Origin of the sequence: Pseudomonas protegens CHA0, from assembly GCF_000397205.1 — a bacterium.
In the GTDB taxonomy this organism is placed as follows: Bacteria; Pseudomonadota; Gammaproteobacteria; order Pseudomonadales; family Pseudomonadaceae; genus Aquipseudomonas; species Aquipseudomonas protegens.
Genome location: NC_021237.1, coordinates 893,408 through 909,841, shown reverse-complemented (window position 1 = coordinate 909,841; position 16,434 = coordinate 893,408). Strand labels below are relative to the sequence as shown.

Here is a 16,434-nt window from a genome sequence, read left to right as displayed (position 1 = left end):
TACGAGAATGTTCCGATGTGTTGAGCAGCGCACAGCAAGGCTACGAAAGCCTGATGACAATTGAACGCTGGCCGATGCCTGTGGCATCGACCGCCCAGACTCTAGGGCGCCGGGCGTGGGGCCCGAGTGAAATCAATGTGAAAAAAAGCTCAACGGACCGGCGACACATCCCGCAAAATAGCCGTCCATCGCCTAAAACATTGTCTTGGGACAATGCCGACGAAATCGTTTCAGCTATGGCACATCCCGCCGATACACCCCCTACAAAACACCTTGCTGGTCACCAACAACAACAATCTTCCAGCCAACTCAAGATCAAGAAGAGCTACGTTCCTGGAGGAATTCAATGAGTAGTTGGTTTGCCAACATCAGCGTCAACCTTAAGCTGGGCCTGGGTTTCGGCCTGGTCCTGGCCCTGACCACCGTCCTTGCACTGACCGGCTGGACCAGCCTGGGCAGCCTGATCGACCGCAGCAACTGGATGAGCGACATCACTCAGCTCAACAGCGGCCTGACCAAGCTGCGGGTCACCCGCCTGCAGTACATGCTGGCCAACGGCGACGAAACCGCCGCCCAAGGCGTGCAGAACACCCTGGACGATTTCAGCGCCCAGCAGAAAAAACTCCTGGCCTCGTTCCAGAGCCCGGAAAACATCAAGCTCCTGCAAGGCCTGGGCGCGACCATCAGTGCCTATCAGGATTCGCTGAACAAGATGCGCAACGCCTACCGCAGCGGCGACGCCGCACGCCTGGCGATGAACCAGAACGCCGAACGCGCCAATGACCTGATCAACGGGATCAACTCCTGGGTCAAGCAGTTGCCCCTGAGCGACGAGCGCTTTACGCAGTTCCAGGCCATCACCCAGGCCAAGGAAGCCTTCCAGCTGGCGCGCTATGAAGTGCGCGGCTACGTCACCACCAACAACCCGGACACCGAACAGAAAGCCGTCACCCAGCTCAACGCTGCGATTGCCGAAATGGATCAGCTCAAGTCCCATTTCAGCAGCACCCAGCGCGATGCCCTGCAACAGCTCGAAACCGCCCTGAGCGGCTACCGCAGCTCGCTGCAGGCCTTCAAGGTCGCCTTCACCAACGCCGTAGAGGCGCGCAAGGAAATGACCGACCAGGGCGCCGACATCGTCAGCCGCAGCGACGCCCTGTACCAGATCCAGCTGGACCGCCGCGACATCGAGAGCGCCCAGGCCCGCAGCCTGCAGCTGATCAGCACCCTGCTGGCGCTGCTGGTCGGTGTACTGGCCGCCGTGATCATCACCCGGCAGATCACCCGCCCACTGCAGGAAACCCTGGCCGTGGTCGAGCGCATCGCCTCCGGCGACCTGACCGAGAACCTGCGGGTCACCCGCCGCGACGAACTGGGCGTGCTGCAACAAGGCATCGTGCGCATGGGCGTGACCCTGCGCGAGCTGATCAGCGGCATCCGCGACGGCGTGACCCAGATCGCCAGCGCCGCCGAAGAACTGTCCGCGGTGACCGAAGAAACCAGCGCCGGGGTCAACAGCCAGAAAGTCGAGACCGACCAGGTGGCCACCGCCATGCACGAGATGACCGCCACCGTGCAGGAAGTCGCGCGCAATGCCGAAGAAGCCTCCCAGGCCGCGGCCGCCGCCGACGGCGAAGCCCGCCAGGGCGACAAGGTGGTGGCCCAGGCCATCGAGCAGATCGAGCGCCTGGCCAGCGAAGTGGTGCGCTCCACCGACGCCATGACCGTGCTGCAACAGGAAAGCGACAAGATCGGCAGCGTCATGGACGTGATCAAGGCCGTGGCCGAACAGACCAACCTGCTGGCACTGAACGCCGCCATCGAAGCCGCCCGTGCCGGTGAAGCCGGCCGTGGTTTTGCCGTGGTCGCCGACGAAGTGCGGGCCCTGGCCCAGCGCACCCAGAAGTCCACCGAAGAGATCGAGGAACTGGTGGCCGGCCTGCAGAACGGCACCCAGCAAGTGGCTACCGTGATGAACAACAGCCGCAGCCTGACCGACAGCAGTGTCGAACTGACCCGCAAGGCCGGCGCCTCGCTGGAAAGCATCACCCGCACCGTGTCCAACATCCAGTCGATGAACCAGCAGATCGCCGCCGCTGCCGAGCAACAGAGCGCCGTGGCCGAAGAGATCAGCCGCAGCATCATCAACGTGCGCGACGTGTCCGAACAGACCGCCGCCGCCAGCGATGAAACCGCAGCCGCAAGTGTTGAACTGGCGCGCCTGGGCGGTCAGTTGCAGATGATGGTCAGCCACTTCCGCGTCTGATTCGCCGCGCGCCCTTCGCCGGCAAGCCGGCTCCTACACCCTCCGTAGGAGCTGGCTTGCCGGCGAAAGGCGCCAATCCCCGGACCCGAGCATTTACACCCATCAGGGTTTGCCCTTACCTTTCCCGGTCTGCGTCCTGCTGTCCTAGGGATTAGTCACCAGGAACCCGTTCATGCCCAGCCTCGGTTTTACTTCGGTCCCGCCCCTGCTGAAATACCTGCTCTATGCGGAGCAATTGGGTATTGCCACCGAGCCGGCGCTGGCGGCGGCCGGGCTTAGCGCCGCGCAGTTGAACGACACCAGCCTGCGCCTGCCGATGGAGGTGCATGAGCGGTTGCTGGACTACTTCTGCCAGCACTCCGGCGATCCGCTGTTCGGGCTCAATTCGGCGCGCTTCGTCAAACCCAGCTCGTGGAATGTGCTGGGCTACATCACCATGAACTGCGCGACCCTCGGCGAAGCCATGGGCCGCATCATGCCGTTCGAAAAACTGGTGGGGGACATGGGCACCAGCCGGGCCGAGGTGGCGGGCGATCAGGTGCGGCTGATCTGGAGTTGCCGCCATCAGCGCCCGGACATCCGCCGGCACCTGGTGGAAAACGTCCTGGCGTCCTGGCTGTTGTATGCGCGCTGGATCGCCGATTCGCAGTTGTCGCCCAGCGCGGTGTGGTTCGAACATGCCCTGCCGGAACCCGCCGAGGCGGCGCAGTACGAGGCGTTGTTCGGCTGCCCGGTGCTGTTCCAGCAACCCTGCTCGGCGCTGGTGGCGCCGCTGGAGTACCTGCAGATGCCCCTGCGCCAGGCCGACGCGCGCCTGCTCAAGACCCTGGAAGAACATGCCCAGGCGATGATGGCTTCCCTGGGCGATGCGCCCCTGGCCTTGCAGGTGCACAACGTGCTGCGCCAGTTGCTCAAGGACGGCCTGCCGCGCAAGGAGCAGGTGGCGCAGCACCTGCACCTGTCGGTACGCACCCTGCAGCGCCAACTGCAACAGGCTGGCACTTCATACCAGCAGATTCTCGACGACCTGCGCCAGGAGCTGGCCGAGCACTATCTGCGCCACAGCGAGCTGTCGATCCAGGGCATCTCCGATTGCCTGGGTTTCACCGAACCGCGCTCGTTCCACCGCAGTTTCAAGACCCGCACCGGGCTGACCCCGGGGCAGTTCCGCCTGAGCGCGCAGAGCTCCGGCAAGGCCTGAAACCCGTTACACGCTGATGGCGTTGGTGAACACCAGGCGATTGCCGAACGGGTCGCTGATGGTCATGTCCTGACTGCCCCAGGGCATGGCCTGGATCTGCGGATGGGAGAAGCGGTACTGCTTGGCCAGCAACTGCTGCTGGAAGGTTTCCAGTTCATCGGTCTCGATCCGCAGGGCCGCACCCGGCGAGCAGTCGCCATGGTGCTCGGTAAGGTGCAGCACGCACTCGCCCCGCGAGACCTGCAGGTACAGCGGAAAATCGGCTTCGAAGCGGTGTTCCCAATCCAGGGAGAAACCCAGGAAATCGAGGTAAAACTCCCGGGCCTTGGCTTCATCGAAGATCCGCAGGATGGGGGTGGTTTTGCCAAAGCTCATTGCGCGACTCCCTGACTGAAATGAGCCGACTATACAGACGGCGATTATCAGCAGTTCGGCGCCGCTCGGGGATTCTTTAATAGCACAGCGCCATCATTGTGATGGAAGTCAACAAATCAGCCAGCGGATATAAATCCCGGGCGCAGGTCACCTTCCCGGGGCAGGAAGCGCCCCTGGCGTTCACCGTTGGCCCGGCCCTGGGCAAAACTGCACACGCCATTGACCCAGACCCCATCGATGCCTTGCGCGGCGCGCTGCGGCTCCTTGAAATCCGCCACGTCGCGCACCCGCGCCGGGTCGAACAGCACCAGGTCGGCCCAGTGCCCTTCGCGGATCTCGCCACGCTGGTGCAGGCCGAAGCGCGCCGCGGACAGCCCGGTCATCTTGTGCACCGCAGTGTGCAGCGGGAACAGGCCCAGGTCGCGGCTGAAGTGCCCCAGTACCCGGGGGAAGGCGCCCCACAACCTTGGATGGGGGAAAGGATCTTCTGGCAGGCCGTCGGAGCCGACCATCGACAGCGGATGGGCGAGGATGCGCCGCACATCGTTTTCATCCATGCCGTAGTACACCGCCCCCGCCGGTTGCAGGCGCTCGGCGGCGGCCAGCAGGCTGACGCCCCAGTCGGCGGCGATCTCGCTCAAGTCGCGACCGCCCTGCTCGGGGTGCGGTGTGGACCAGGTGATGGTGATGCGGTAGGCATCGGTGACCTGCTTGAGGTCCAGGGTCGAGGAGCTGGCGGCGTAGGGATAGCAGTCGCAGCCCACCGGGTGTTCCCGGGCGGCGTTTTCCAGGGCTGCCAGCAGTTGCGGGCTGCGCCCCCAGTTGCCGGCGCCGGCGCACTTGAGGTGCGAGACGATCACCGGTGCCCTGGCCGCGCGACCAATCAGAAAAGCTTCGTCCATGGCCTCCAGCACCGGCTCGAACTCGCTGCGCAAATGGGTGGTGTACACCGCACCGAACGCCGTCAATTCCTGGGCCAGTTGCAGCACTTCATCGGTCTCGGCGCAAAACGCGCTGGCGTAGGCCAGCCCGCTGGACAGGCCCAGGGCGCCGTCCTCCAGGCTTTCGCGCAGTTGCCCGCGCATGGCGCTGATTTCATCGGCCGTGGCCGTGCGAAACAGGTCCGGCAGATGGTTGCTGCGCAGCGCGGTGTGCCCCACCAGCGCCGCCACGTTGATCGCCGGGCGCGCGGCATCCACCGCCGCGCGGTAGTCACGAAAACGCGGGTAGACGAACATCGAGCGCTCGCCCAGCAGGTTCATCGGGTCCGGCGGGTCGCCCTTGAGGGTCACCGGCGCGGCGCTGATCCCGCAGTTGCCGACGATCACCGTGGTCACCCCCTGGCTGAGCTTGGGCAGCATCTGCGGCTGGCGGATCACCACCGTGTCGTCATGGGTGTGCACATCGATGAAACCCGGGGCCAGCACCCGCCCGGCGGCGTCGATCTCTTGCTCGGCGCTGGCCGCGGACAGATCGCCGATGCGCGCGATGCGCCCGTCGAGGATGGCCAGGTCGGCGGGGTAACCGGGACGGTCGCTGCCGTCGATGATCAGGGCGTTGCGGATCAGCGTGTGGTAGCGCATGTCAGTCTCCCAGGGGCAGGCAATCGTCGCCACCACGGTAATGGTCCAGGGCCAGCTTGATCCGTCGCAGGCGTTCCTGGTTGTCATCGGGCAGGGCCAGGGCCAGCTCGGTGGCCAGCACATCAATGGCCAACAGCATGCCGTAGCGGGCCGCGGTGGGTTTGTAGATGAACGAGGTCTCGGCGCTGTGCAGCGGCAGCAGCACATCCGCCAATTGCGCCAGGGGCGAGTCGGGCAAGGTAATGGCCAGGATCCCGGCGCCGTAGGTACGGGCCAGGGCCACCGCCTCCAGCAGCTCGGGGGTGATGCCGGTCAGCGAACAGGCGATCACCGCGTGCTGCGGCCCCAGGGCGGCGGCGGTGACGCGCATCATCACCGGGTCGTGGCAGGCGGCAATGGGATAGCCCAGGCGTACCAGGCGCACTTGCAACTCGCTGCTGCACAGGGTCGAGCAGCCGCCCATGCCGAAGGCGTGGATCATCCGCGCGCGCCCCAGCAGGCGCACCGCATCGGCGAATTGGGCCTCCTCGAAACCGGCCAGATGCTGGTGCAGCGCAGCTTCGATATCGCCAACGATCTGCCGGTAGAACCCGGACTGTTCCGGGGTGCCGGCAGGGTCCAGGAAGCGGCTGCCCACCCCACTGGCCTGGGCCAGCTGCAGGCGCAACTGGCGCAAGTCGCGGCAGCCGACGCTGCGGGCAAAGCGCGACAGGGTGGCGGCGCTGACTTCAGCGCGGCGGGCCAGTTCGTCGAGGCTGGCAGAGGCGGCAAAGCCCACATCGTCGAGCATCAGCCGGGCGATCCGCCCTTCCCCGGCGCTGAGAAAATCCAGGCGCGAGCGGATCTGGTAAAGGATGTCCATCTACAAAAACTCCGCGAGGACCAGGGTCAGGCCGAAGGCGATCACCGAGATCAGGGTCTCCAGCACGGTCCAGGTCTTGAAGGTCTGGATGACGGTCATATTGAAGTATTCCTTCACCAGCCAGAAGCCGCCGTCGTTGACGTGGGAAAGAATCACCGAGCCGGCGCCGGTGGCGATCACCAGCAGTTCCGGGTGCGGGTAGCCCAGGCCGACGGCCACCGGCGCCACCACCCCGGAAGCGGTGGTCAGGGCCACGGTGGCCGAACCGGTGGCGACCCGCATCAGCACCGCGAACAGCCAGCCCATCCACAGCGGCGAGAGCTGGAACTCATGGGCCAGGCCGACGATCTGCTCGGTCACCCCGGAGTCGATGAGAATGCGGTTGAGGCCGCCGCCGGCCCCCACCAACAGGGTGATGCTGGCGGTGGGCGCCAGGCATTCGTTGGTGAACTTGAGGATCGATTCGCGGTTCATGCCCTGGGCCAGCCCCAGGGTCCAGAAACTCACCAGGGTGGCCACCAGCAGGGCGATCACCGAGTTGCCGATAAACAGCAGGAACTGGTTGAGGCCGGTGCCGGGCTCGGCCAGCAGGTTGGCCCAGCCGCCGAGAAGCATCAGCACCACCGGCAGCAGGATGGTGGCCAAGGTCAGGCGGAAACTCGGCAGGCGCAGGCGCGGCTCGCGGGCGATGAACTGGCGCTCCAGGGGGTTCTGCGCCGGCAGGTGGATGTGCGGCACGATGAACCGCGCGTACAGCGGCCCCGCGATGATCGCCGTGGGCACACCGATCAGCAGCGCATACACCAGGGTCTGCCCCACCGACGCCTGATAGGCCTGCACCGCCAGCATCGCTCCCGGGTGCGGCGGCACCAGGGCGTGCACCACCGAGAGCCCGGCGACCATGGGCAAGCCCACCATCAGCAGCGACACCCCGACCCGCCGCGCCACGGTGAAGGCAATTGGCACCAGCAGTACGAAACCCACTTCGAAGAACAGCGGCAGCCCCACCAGGAAGGCGATGCAGACCATGGCCCAGTGGGCGTTGCGTTCGCCAAAGCGGTCGATCAGGGTGCGCGCCACCTGCTCGGCACCACCGGATTCGGCCATCAGCTTGCCGAGCATGGTGCCCAGTGCCACCACCAGGGCGATATGCCCCAGGGTCTTGCCAACCCCGGCCTCGTAGGCGCTCACCACTCCGGAAGGCGGCATGCCGGCCATCAGCGCCAGGCCCACCGACACCAGGGTGATGACGATAAAGGGGTTGAGTCGGTAGCGGGCGATCAACACGATCAGCGCAATGATGGCGACTGCGGCGTAGCCCAGCAGCCAAGAACCCGTAGCGGGAGCCATGGCGTCCTCCTTGAAAACAGCGTCACTTTCGAATGGTTGTGAAATTCATTAATCACTTAGAAAGGTGAACTTCAAACCGAGTGAAACTTATTTTCGTAAAGAGGCAGGCTTTGTCGCGAACAGCTAAGTGAAAGGCCGGCTTATGAAAATCGGCAGTGGGTATTTTCATCCACTGCCGCGGTGGCCGATCTCAGTCGTGATGCTCTCGGGCACGCTTGAGCAGCTTCTTGCAGCGCTCGGACAGGTGCAGCACCCGCAACTGCTTGCCGGCCTTGGCATAACGCTCGCGCAGGGTTTTCAGCGCGGCGATGGCCGAGTAGTCGACAAAACTCAGGTGGCGACAGTCGACAGTCACGTGCCGAGGATCGCCCGCCGGATCGAACTGGTTGAGAAACGCCGTGGTGGAGGCGAAGAACAGGGTGCCATGCAGTTGGTAGTGCTTGCTGCCGTCGGCTTCCAGGTGGCTGTCGGCGTACAGCTCGCGGGCCTGCTGCCAGGCGAAGTTGAGGGCGGCAATGACGATGCCGCAGAACACCGCCATGGCCAGGTCGGTGAACACGGTGATCACGGTCACCGCGAGGATCACCAGCACATCGTTGAGCGGCACCTTGTTGATCACCCGCAGGGACGCCCAGGCGAAGGTCTGCTGCGACACCACGAACATCACCCCCACCAGCGCCGCCAGGGGGATGCGCTCGATCAGCGGTGAGAGAAACAGCACGAACAGCAGGATCAGAGCGCCCGCCACCACGCCCGACAAACGCCCGCGGCCACCGGAACTGAGGTTGATCACGGTCTGGCCGATCATCGCGCAGCCACCCATGCCGCCGAACATTCCCGAGACCACATTGGCCGCGCCCAGGGCCACGCATTCACGGTCCGGGTAGCCGCGGCTTTCGGTGATTTCGTCGGTGAGGTTGAGGGTCAGCAGGGTTTCCAGCAGGCCGACCATGGCCATCAGGAACGCATAGGGTGCGATGATGCCCAGGGTTTCAAGGTTCCACGGCACCTGGGGCAGCGCCAGGCTCGGCAGGCCGCCGGCGATGTGGGCCATGTCCCCCAGGGTGCGGGTCGGCAGGCCCATCAGGTACACCAACGCGCCGACCCCGAGGATCGCCACCAGGGCCGGTGGCACCGCCCGGGTCAGGCGCGGCAGCAGATAGACGATGGCCATGGTCAATGCCACCAGCCCGGCCATCAGGTACAGCGGCTGGCCGCTGAGCCAGTGTTCGCCGCTCTTGAAATGTTCCAGCTGGGCCAGGGCGATGACGATCGCCAAGCCGTTGACGAAGCCCAGCATCACCGGGTGCGGCACCATGCGCACCAGCTTGCCCAGGCGCAGCAGGCCGAAGGCGACCATCACCAGCCCGCCCAGCAGCACCGTGGCCAACAGGTACTGCACACCGTGCTGCACTACCAGGGCGACGATCACCACCGCCATGGAGCCGGCCGCGCCGGAGACCATGCCCGGCCGCCCGCCGAACAGCGCCGTCAGGGTGCAGATGAAGAAGGCGCCATACAGACCCATCAACGGGTTGAGGTGGGCCACCAGGGCGAAGGCGATGCATTCGGGCAGCAAGGCAAAGGAGGTGGTGAGTCCGGCCAGGACATCGGCACGCAGACGTTTTGCTTTCATGATTGACCTGATAGACGGACCGGCAGGCGCGGCCCTGGGAAGTGCGGAAAGAAGGCGGGGAATGTTACGGAATTGAGCCGCCTCCGACCAGCCGGCCGTCGGCGCCTGCACAACGAAGGTAGGAGCTGGCTTGCCAGCGAAGAGGCCGCTCGACCTGGCGCCAGGCTTGCGGGCCCTTTCGCCGGCAAGCGGAACGCCGCCCGGCCAGCTCCTACAGGGGGTCAGCGGTTATTTGACGACCTTGCCGACACCGCGGCCACGTGGGTCGGAAGCGGTTTCAAGCGCAGTGCCATTGACCCGGATCGCCTGGATATCGCCCATCTCCCAGCCCTGGTCTTCCAGGGTGTAGCCCATGGCCTTGAGCTCGTCGGCCACCTTGCCGGTGAGCGGCGCATAGGCGTCGTAGTAGATCGTGTCCTTGGGCAGCAGTTGGTGATGCACGCGCTGCGCGGCCACGGCCTTTTCCAGGGGCAGGTGGTAGTCGTAGAGGTTGTTCAGCACCTGGAAGATCGAGGTGAATATCCGCGAACCTCCGGGGGTGCCCAGCACCAGGGTGACCTTGCCATCGCGGGTCACCAGGCTCGGGCTCATGGAGGACAGCATGCGCTTGCCCGGGGCGATGGCGTTGGCGTCGCCGCCCACTACACCGAAGGCGTTGGCCACGCCCGGCTTGGCGCTGAAGTCGTCCATTTCGTCGTTGAGCAAAAAGCCCGCGCCCTTGACCACCACGCCGCTGCCATAGTCCCAGTTCAGGGTGTAGGTGTTGCTAACCGCGTTGCCCTGGGCATCGACGATGGAGAAGTGGGTGGTCTGGTGCGGCTCAAGCCCGGGGCGCACTTTCTCGGTAGCCGAGATGGCGTTGGGGTTGACCTCGGCGGCGCGTTTTTTCAGATACGCCGGGTCGGTCAGTTGCTTGACCGGAACATCGGAAAACGCCGGGTCGCCCAGGTAGTCGGCGCGATCGGCGAACACCCGCTTTTCGATTTCCGCCAGCAGGTGAATGTACTTGGCCGAATTGAGCTCCACACCCTTGAAGTCCGCCGCGCGCTCTTCCTTGATGCTGATCAACTGCGCCAGGGCCACCCCGCCAGAGCTGGGCGGCGGCGCGGTGTACAGGGTGTTGCCACGGAAGGTCACCTGCAGCGGCTGGCGCCACTGGACCTTGTAGTCCTGCAGGTCCTGCTTGGTGATCAGGCCCTTGTCGGCCTGCATCTGCGCCACCAGCAAGTCGGCGGTCTTGCCGCTGTAGAACTCCTTGGCGCCCTGGTCGGCGATGCGCTCCAGGGTCGCGGCCAGTTCCGGCTGACGGAAGGTCTCGCCCGGTTTCATGCTGCCGAAGTAGTCGCCGAAGTTGGTGGTGCCGTTGAACAGCTTCAACGCATCCTCGCGGTACTGGTACTGCTTGTCCGCCACCTTGAAGCCGTTCTTCGCATAACCCACGGCCGGAGTGATCAGCTCGCTCCACGGCAACTTGCCGAACTTCTGGTGAGCTTCCCACAGGCCCATCACCGTGCCCGGCACCCCGGCGGCGCGGGCGCCCACCAGGCTCAGGTTCTCGATCACCTCGCCCTTTTCATTCAGGTACATGTTCCGGGTCGCGGCCTTGGGCGCGGTTTCCCGGTAGTCGAGGAAGTACGGCTTGCCGTCGATGTACATCGTCATGAACCCGCCGCCCCCGATGTTGCCGGCCTCGGGGTAGGTCACGGCCAGGGCGAAGGCCGTGGCCACCGCGGCATCCACCGCGTTGCCGCCCTTCTTGAGGATCTGCGCCGCGACATCGGCGCCGTACTGGTTGGGCGCGGCCACCGCGCCGCCTTCCAGGGTCACGGCGAAGGCCGAGCTGCTGGCGGCGATGGCGGCCGTCAGGGCCAGGGTCTTGAACAACAGAATGCGCATAGGTCCTTCCTTTTCTTGTTATTGAACGGCAAGAACCTTAGGCCCGAGACGGGGGGTTGAGCAATCGCCAATCGTGGCACGAACGTCCCAAGCCTCAGCCATGGATAACCGTAGGAGCTGGCTTGCCAGCGAATGCAACTTCAAGAGTTGCGCAAAACCCGGGGGCCCCTTCGCCGGCAAGCCGGCTCCTACGGGGGATAGGCGGGGAATGGGGGGAGCCTTCAGCCCTGGAACTCGGGGTTGGCGTAATCGGCCAGCTTGCCCTGGATGAAATCCAGGAAGCACTGGATGCGCAGGGCCAGTTGCGAGTTGCGGTAGTACACGGCGTTGATCGGCTGGCGATAGCCGCTGTTGAACGAGGCCAGCACCGGTTGCAGGCGCCCGGCGCGGATGTCGTCGATGGTCATGAAGTGCGACAGGCAGGCAATGCCCTGCCCTTCCAGCGCCAGGTGGCGCAGGGTCTCGCCACTGGAGGCGCTGATGCCCGGCTGGATCTGCCAGCGGTCGCCATGCACATGGCGCAGCGGCCAGTGGTTGAGGGTCTCGGTCTGGGTGAAGCCCAGCAGGGTGTGCCCGGCCAGTTCGGCCACGCTCTGCGGCGTACCGTGGCGGGCCAGGTAGTCAGGGCTGGCGAGGATGTGCAGCGGGCTGCAGCCCAGGGAGCGGGCATGCAGGGTGGAATCCGCCAGCACGCCGATGCGGATGGCGATGTCGGTGCTCTGCTCCAGCAGGTCGATGATCAGGTCGTTGCTGTTGAGCTCCAGCTGGATATCCGGGTACAGGCTGCGGAACTCGGCCACGTAGGGAACGATGGCATGCAGCATGAAGGGCGATGCGGCGTTGATCCGCAGGCGCCCGGACGGGTTGCGCTGGCGCGAGGACAGGCGCTCTTCGAGCTCGTCCATCTGATCGAGGATCAGCTTGGCCTGTTCGAAGAAGTAGCGCCCTTCCTCGGTCAGGTCCATGCGTCGCGTGGTGCGGTTGATCAGCGTGGTGTCGAGCTTGGCCTCCAGCCGCGACAAGCTGCGGCTGACCGCCGAAGGGGTCTGGGCCAACTGCTCGGCGGCGGCGGAAATCGAGCCGCACTCGATGACACAGACGAAGACTTGCAACTCGTCGGATCGGGCTTTCACATGAGTCCTCTGGCGGCAGCGGGGCGACAACGCCCCTGAATTTCAAGGCACTCAATAGTAGCCGGATTCAGCCCGGCAGATTGAACACTGCCTTGAGGTGTTCCTCGTAACGCTGCACATCGCCTTCGATGTTCGGGCGTTTCATCACGTCCACACAGAGGAAGGTTGGCAGGGCGCTCATGCCCAGGAACTGGTTGGCCTTGTGGAACGGGAAGTAGACCGCGTCCACGCCCTTGGCCTCGAAGAAGTCGGTGGGATCGTCGAAGGCTTGCTGCGGGGCGTTCCAGGTCAGCGAAAGCATGTACTGCTTGCCCTGGATCAGGCCACCGCTGCCGTACTTCTGCGAGGCATCGGAGCGGGTCCGGCCGTCGCTGGCGTAGAGGCTGCCGTGGCCTTCGGTGAAGACTTCGTCGATGTATTTCTTGACGATCCACGGCGCGCCCATCCACCAGCCGGGCATCTGGTAGACGATCACGTCGGCCCAGAGAAACTTCGCCACTTCTTCCTGGATGTCGTAGCCCTCGTCGATGTGGGTGACCTTGACCTCCAGGCCGCCCCGGTCGAGCACCGCCAGGGCGGTGTCGTGCAGGGTGGCGTTATAGCGGCCATCGGAGTGGGCGAATTGTTTGGCGCCATTGAGCAGCAGTACTTTTTTCATGATCCAGCCTCATCGGGAACAACCCGTTGCGCATCGATGGCGGCGGGCTGTAAAGATTGAAAACGATGGCGGCAGGTTAATCAGGCCAGGGCCGGAGAATAAGCCCGGGTTGTTCAAAATACATTTGACTCAAACGCACGAATCAATAGTGGATTGTTGCCTTAGAATTTTTGCCGACCTCCCCATCAGCAAGAGTGCTCCTTATGCCCACACCCCAGGCCTTCATCCTTCACGCCAAGACCCGCCCGGAACGGGCTGATGCCTTCGAGGCGTTCTTTCTCGGCCATGTAGCCGCCAGCCGCGCTGAAGCCGGCTGCATCGAATACCACATGCTGCGGGACCGACAGGACCCGAGCCTGTTCATTTTCTACGAGGTCTGGGCTTCCCAGGAGGCGCTTGATAGCCACTCCAGCCTGCCGCACATGCAGCAGTTCCTCGACACGCGCATGGACTACCTGGAGCGCGACTTCGAGATCCGCGCCATCGACATGCTCAGCCCGGCCGCGGCTGGCCGCTGAGCAAAAGGTCTAGCCGCTGATCAGCAAGTGCCCGCCCAAGAGGCCCATGCCGACAAAGAACACCCGCTTGAACAACTGGGCGCTGATGCGCTGGCGCAACCACTGCCCCAGCCACATGCCCAGCAGCGCCGGGGCCAGGGTCAGCAGCGAGGCCCCCAGCTCGGCGCCGCCCAGGGCGCCGCGCCACAGCAGGCCGCCGGCCAGGGCCAGGGTCGAGACGGTGAACGACAGGCCCAGGGCCTGCACCAGCAGATCCTTGTTCAGCCCCAGGGCTTGCAGGTAGGGCACCGCCGGAATCACGAACACCCCGGTGGCCGAGGTGATGACCCCGGTGACCAGCCCGCACAGCGGCCCCAGCCAGCGCTCCTGGGCCGCCGACACTCGCAGGGTCGGCAACAGCAAGCCGCTCAGGGCATATAGCAGTAGCGCCGCCCCCAAGCCCCGCACCACCCAATGCCCGGCGTCGATTCCCAGCCACAGGGAGCCGGCGGCGGTGCCGGCAAAGATCGCCAGCAGCATCGGCCACAGGCGCTTGAGCAAGGCCGGCAGATGCCCGCCAAAGGCCAGTTGCCAGAGATTGGTCAGGGTCGCCGGGATAATCAGCAGGGCCGCAGCCTGCGCCGGTGCCATAGCCAACCCCAAGAGGCCCATGGCAACGGTGGGCAGGCCAAGACCGATCACCCCCTTGACCATGCCGGCCAGCACAAAAGTGCCGATCACCAACAGGGAAAGGGCCATTCCGAGATTCTGATAAAACGCGAGCGAGCTGTTCATGGGCCTATCCTGCGCCCTGCCCGCCCTGCTGAAAATCTGCCATATACTGAGCCAGCCTCTTGCCCGGCAATAGGCACATACAAAAACCTATGGCCCGTACCGCCGTAGGAGCTGGCTTGCCAGCGAAAGCGATTTCGAGATTTGCGCAAAACCCAGCGGCCTCTTCGCCGGCAAGCCGGCTCCTACAAAAATGACGCTCCCCGAGAGATGCCCCATGCACTTCGACCTGATCGACCTGCGCCTGTACCTGAACATTCTGGAGGCCGGCAACATCACCGCCGGTGCCGCTCGCAGCCACTTGTCGCTGGCCGCCGCCAGCGCTCGAATCCGCGCCATGGAGGCCTCGCTGGGCATCGAGTTTCTCGAACGCGGGCGTCGTGGCATCCGCCCGACAGCCGCCGGCAAGGCCCTGGCCCAGCACGCGCGAACGCTGCTGCTGTACGCCGAGCACCTGCAGCAGGACCTTGGCGAATACGCCAGGGGGGTCAAGGGCCAGGTGCGCCTGTTGTGCAACACCACCGCACTCAGCGAGTACCTGCCAGAGCTGCTGGCAGACTTCCTGCACAGCCAGCCCCATGTCGATATCGAGCTGCAGGAGCTGCCCAGCCAGCGCATCACCCACGCCCTGCGCCAGGGCGCGGCGGACCTGGGGATCGTCTCCGACGCGGTGGACACCCAGGGCCTGATGACCCGGGCCTTTCGCGACGACCCACTGGTGCTGGTGATGCCCCCGGACCACCCTTTGAGTAGCCTGCCGGCCCCCAGCTTCAGCGACAGCCTGGCCCACGACTATGTCGGCCTGGCCAGCCACAGCGCCCTGGCGGTGTACCTGGAGGAACAGGCCCTGCACCTTGGCCGGCGCATGCAGTTGCGCATCCGCGCCGAAGGCTTCGACGCCGTGCTGCGCATGGTGGCCCGCGGCGCCGGGCTGGCCCTGGTGCCCCTGGCGGCCCTGCAACGCAACCTGCACCTGGCTCTGCAAAGCCGCCCCTTGAACGAGGCCTGGGCACGCCGCCGCTTGCTGCTGTGCGCCCGCGACTTCGACGCCCTGCCCCTGTATGCCCAGGGCTTGTGCCGTGCGCTGCTAGAGCCTTGACTCTCCCCTTAGGGGCAGACTTTAGCCTTGGGGTTTATTCCTCAAGGACCACGGCAATGAGCAAACGCATCCTGGTGATTCTCGGCCACCCTTCGCGCCACAGCCTGTGCGCGGCATTGAGCGAGCGCTACGTGAAGGCGGCGCAGGAAGCCGGCCATGAAGTGCGCCAGCTCAGGCTCGGCGACCTGCATTTCGACCCGGTGCTGCGCGAAGGTTATCGCCAGATCCAGCCCCTGGAAGAAGACCTGCAGCAGGCCCAGGCCGACATCCTCTGGGCCGAACACCTGACCTGGGTCTTCCCCATCTGGTGGGGCGGCATTCCGGCGCTGATGAAGGGCTTTCTCGATCGCGTGCTGCTGCCGGGCTTCGCCTTCAAGTACCGCCCCGGCAAAGCCTTTCCGGAGCAACTGCTAAAGGGCCGCAGCGCCCACCTGCTGGTGACCATGGATACACCGCCCTGGTACTTCCGCTGGTTCTACCGCATGCCCGGCTTGCAGCAGATGCGCCGCACCACCCTGGCCTTCTGCGGCATCAAGCCCTTGCGCACCCTGACCTTCGGCCCGGTGCTGGACGCCAGCCAGGAACGCCGGGCCGACTGGCTGCTGCAAGTGGAGCACCTTGCCAGGCAGTGAATCTGCCCGATAATGCGCGACACCAGCGCCCATTGGCTGGCCCTGGAATCCGGAAGTGAAAAGGAACCTGCATGTACATCGGCCAAGCCGCGCAACTGTCCGGAACCACGATCAAGAGCATCCGCCATTACGAAGCCATCGGCCTCTTGCCCGAGCCGGCGCGCCAGGGCCGCTACCGCCTGTATGACGCGCAGAGCGTCGAGCAACTGATATTCATCAAGTGCGCCCAGCAGTTGGGCTTCAAGCTCAAGGAACTGCAGCAGGTGTTCGCCACCCACCAGGGGCAAGCCTTCCCCTGGGACCGGGCCCAGGCGGCCCTGGCGCAGAAAAAGCGCGAGCTGCAACAGCAGATCGAGGATTTGCAGCAGTTGCAGAGCCGGCTCGAGCTGTTCGAGACCAGCCTGCAACAGGCGCGAGAGGAATGCCCCCTGGGCAGCCGCTAGGACCGCCCGGG

General features: G+C 65.0%; 16 protein-coding genes and 1 pseudogene. 8 read left to right on the top strand and 9 right to left on the bottom strand.

Annotation, left to right across the window (positions count from 1 at the left end):
• The first annotated feature begins 53 nt into the window (after positions 1–53).
• The 4 genes and pseudogenes from PFLCHA0_RS31620 (at position 54) to gliR (ending at position 3,467) form a co-directional block, all read left to right on the top strand.
• The gene (locus tag PFLCHA0_RS31620) at positions 54–350 is read left to right on the top strand and encodes a hypothetical protein (RefSeq protein WP_134532545.1); all 297 of its coding nucleotides are present in this window, start codon (positions 54–56) and stop codon (positions 348–350) included.
• Positions 347–1,408: pseudogene (locus PFLCHA0_RS32250) on the top strand (methyl-accepting chemotaxis protein); the annotation flags it as partial. The gene PFLCHA0_RS31620 and the pseudogene PFLCHA0_RS32250, both read left to right, overlap by 4 nt.
• The gene (locus tag PFLCHA0_RS32245; protein ID WP_370059467.1) at positions 1,403–2,266 is read left to right on the top strand and encodes a methyl-accepting chemotaxis protein; all 864 of its coding nucleotides are present in this window, start codon (positions 1,403–1,405) and stop codon (positions 2,264–2,266) included. The pseudogene PFLCHA0_RS32250 and the gene PFLCHA0_RS32245, both read left to right, overlap by 6 nt.
• A gap of 172 nt (positions 2,267–2,438) precedes the next feature.
• A complete protein-coding gene (gene gliR, locus PFLCHA0_RS03930; RefSeq protein ID WP_015634069.1) occupies positions 2,439–3,467 on the top strand; it encodes an AraC family transcriptional regulator GliR in 1,029 nt (342 codons plus the stop codon).
• 6 nt (positions 3,468–3,473) lie between these two features.
• On the opposite strand, the gene PFLCHA0_RS03925 is transcribed toward gliR, so the two are convergent.
• The 8 genes from PFLCHA0_RS03925 to PFLCHA0_RS03890 form a co-directional block, all read right to left on the bottom strand.
• Positions 3,474–3,842, bottom strand: a complete 369-nt coding sequence (locus PFLCHA0_RS03925; protein ID WP_015634068.1) for a glyoxalase superfamily protein — start codon at positions 3,840–3,842, stop codon at positions 3,474–3,476.
• Positions 3,843–3,958: 116 nt separating this feature from the next.
• Positions 3,959–5,425 (bottom strand): N-acyl-D-amino-acid deacylase family protein, encoded by a 1,467-nt coding sequence (locus tag PFLCHA0_RS03920; protein WP_015634067.1) that lies wholly within the window; start codon positions 5,423–5,425, stop codon positions 3,959–3,961.
• A gap of 1 nt (position 5,426) precedes the next feature.
• Complete coding sequence (locus tag PFLCHA0_RS03915) at positions 5,427–6,287, bottom strand: MurR/RpiR family transcriptional regulator (RefSeq protein ID WP_011059138.1); 861 nt, start codon at positions 6,285–6,287, stop codon at positions 5,427–5,429.
• Positions 6,288–7,637: a GntT/GntP/DsdX family permease gene (locus PFLCHA0_RS03910; protein WP_011059137.1), complete on the bottom strand. Its 1,350-nt coding sequence runs from the start codon at positions 7,635–7,637 to the stop codon at positions 6,288–6,290.
• A 190-nt stretch (positions 7,638–7,827) separates the two neighbouring features.
• The gene (locus tag PFLCHA0_RS03905) at positions 7,828–9,273 is read right to left on the bottom strand and encodes a SulP family inorganic anion transporter (protein ID WP_015634066.1); all 1,446 of its coding nucleotides are present in this window, start codon (positions 9,271–9,273) and stop codon (positions 7,828–7,830) included.
• Between the two features lie 228 nt (positions 9,274–9,501).
• Positions 9,502–11,169 carry a gamma-glutamyltransferase gene (gene ggt / locus PFLCHA0_RS03900; RefSeq protein WP_011059135.1) on the bottom strand — a complete coding sequence of 556 codons (1,668 nt, stop codon included), beginning with the start codon at positions 11,167–11,169 and terminating at the stop codon, positions 9,502–9,504.
• Positions 11,170–11,390: 221 nt separating this feature from the next.
• The gene (locus tag PFLCHA0_RS03895) at positions 11,391–12,302 is read right to left on the bottom strand and encodes a LysR family transcriptional regulator (RefSeq protein WP_011059134.1); all 912 of its coding nucleotides are present in this window, start codon (positions 12,300–12,302) and stop codon (positions 11,391–11,393) included.
• Between the two features lie 67 nt (positions 12,303–12,369).
• On the bottom strand, positions 12,370–12,960 hold the full coding sequence (locus tag PFLCHA0_RS03890) for an NADPH:quinone oxidoreductase MdaB (protein ID WP_015634065.1): 591 nt from the start codon (positions 12,958–12,960) through the stop codon (positions 12,370–12,372).
• A gap of 203 nt (positions 12,961–13,163) precedes the next feature.
• On the opposite strand from PFLCHA0_RS03890, the gene PFLCHA0_RS03885 reads away from it, so the two are divergent.
• Positions 13,164–13,478, top strand: coding sequence for a putative quinol monooxygenase (locus PFLCHA0_RS03885; protein WP_015634064.1), 315 nt, complete (start codon positions 13,164–13,166; stop codon positions 13,476–13,478).
• Positions 13,479–13,487: 9 nt separating this feature from the next.
• On the opposite strand, the gene PFLCHA0_RS03880 is transcribed toward PFLCHA0_RS03885, so the two are convergent.
• Positions 13,488–14,252 (bottom strand): sulfite exporter TauE/SafE family protein, encoded by a 765-nt coding sequence (locus PFLCHA0_RS03880; protein WP_015634063.1) that lies wholly within the window; start codon positions 14,250–14,252, stop codon positions 13,488–13,490.
• 214 nt (positions 14,253–14,466) lie between these two features.
• Between PFLCHA0_RS03880 and PFLCHA0_RS03875 the strand changes: the two genes are divergently transcribed.
• The 3 genes from PFLCHA0_RS03875 to PFLCHA0_RS03865 all read left to right on the top strand — a co-directional run bounded on the left by PFLCHA0_RS03875 (position 14,467) and on the right by PFLCHA0_RS03865 (position 16,423).
• The gene (locus tag PFLCHA0_RS03875) at positions 14,467–15,348 is read left to right on the top strand and encodes a LysR family transcriptional regulator (protein WP_011059130.1); all 882 of its coding nucleotides are present in this window, start codon (positions 14,467–14,469) and stop codon (positions 15,346–15,348) included.
• Between the two features lie 56 nt (positions 15,349–15,404).
• Positions 15,405–15,980: an NAD(P)H-dependent oxidoreductase gene (locus tag PFLCHA0_RS03870; protein WP_015634061.1), complete on the top strand. Its 576-nt coding sequence runs from the start codon at positions 15,405–15,407 to the stop codon at positions 15,978–15,980.
• A gap of 71 nt (positions 15,981–16,051) precedes the next feature.
• Entirely contained in the window at positions 16,052–16,423 is a 372-nt protein-coding gene (locus tag PFLCHA0_RS03865) for a MerR family transcriptional regulator (protein WP_015634060.1), read from the top strand.
• Positions 16,424–16,434 lie beyond the last annotated feature (11 nt).

Coding starts and splice junctions, on each gene's coding strand:
- PFLCHA0_RS31620 (WP_134532545.1), top strand. CDS start 54: ATGACAATTGAACGCTGGCCGATGCCTGTGGCATCGACCGCCCAGACT.
- PFLCHA0_RS03915 (WP_011059138.1), bottom strand. CDS start 6,287: ATGGACATCCTTTACCAGATCCGCTCGCGCCTGGATTTTCTCAGCGCC.
- PFLCHA0_RS03920 (WP_015634067.1), bottom strand. CDS start 5,425: ATGCGCTACCACACGCTGATCCGCAACGCCCTGATCATCGACGGCAGC.
- PFLCHA0_RS03925 (WP_015634068.1), bottom strand. CDS start 3,842: ATGAGCTTTGGCAAAACCACCCCCATCCTGCGGATCTTCGATGAAGCC.
- PFLCHA0_RS03890 (WP_015634065.1), bottom strand. CDS start 12,960: ATGAAAAAAGTACTGCTGCTCAATGGCGCCAAACAATTCGCCCACTCC.
- PFLCHA0_RS03865 (WP_015634060.1), top strand. CDS start 16,052: ATGTACATCGGCCAAGCCGCGCAACTGTCCGGAACCACGATCAAGAGC.
- PFLCHA0_RS03910 (WP_011059137.1), bottom strand. CDS start 7,637: ATGGCTCCCGCTACGGGTTCTTGGCTGCTGGGCTACGCCGCAGTCGCC.
- PFLCHA0_RS03885 (WP_015634064.1), top strand. CDS start 13,164: ATGCCCACACCCCAGGCCTTCATCCTTCACGCCAAGACCCGCCCGGAA.
- PFLCHA0_RS03870 (WP_015634061.1), top strand. CDS start 15,405: ATGAGCAAACGCATCCTGGTGATTCTCGGCCACCCTTCGCGCCACAGC.
- PFLCHA0_RS03875 (WP_011059130.1), top strand. CDS start 14,467: ATGCACTTCGACCTGATCGACCTGCGCCTGTACCTGAACATTCTGGAG.
- ggt (WP_011059135.1), bottom strand. CDS start 11,169: ATGCGCATTCTGTTGTTCAAGACCCTGGCCCTGACGGCCGCCATCGCC.
- gliR (WP_015634069.1), top strand. CDS start 2,439: ATGCCCAGCCTCGGTTTTACTTCGGTCCCGCCCCTGCTGAAATACCTG.
- PFLCHA0_RS03905 (WP_015634066.1), bottom strand. CDS start 9,273: ATGAAAGCAAAACGTCTGCGTGCCGATGTCCTGGCCGGACTCACCACC.
- PFLCHA0_RS03880 (WP_015634063.1), bottom strand. CDS start 14,252: ATGAACAGCTCGCTCGCGTTTTATCAGAATCTCGGAATGGCCCTTTCC.
- PFLCHA0_RS32245 (WP_370059467.1), top strand. CDS start 1,403: ATGGGCGTGACCCTGCGCGAGCTGATCAGCGGCATCCGCGACGGCGTG.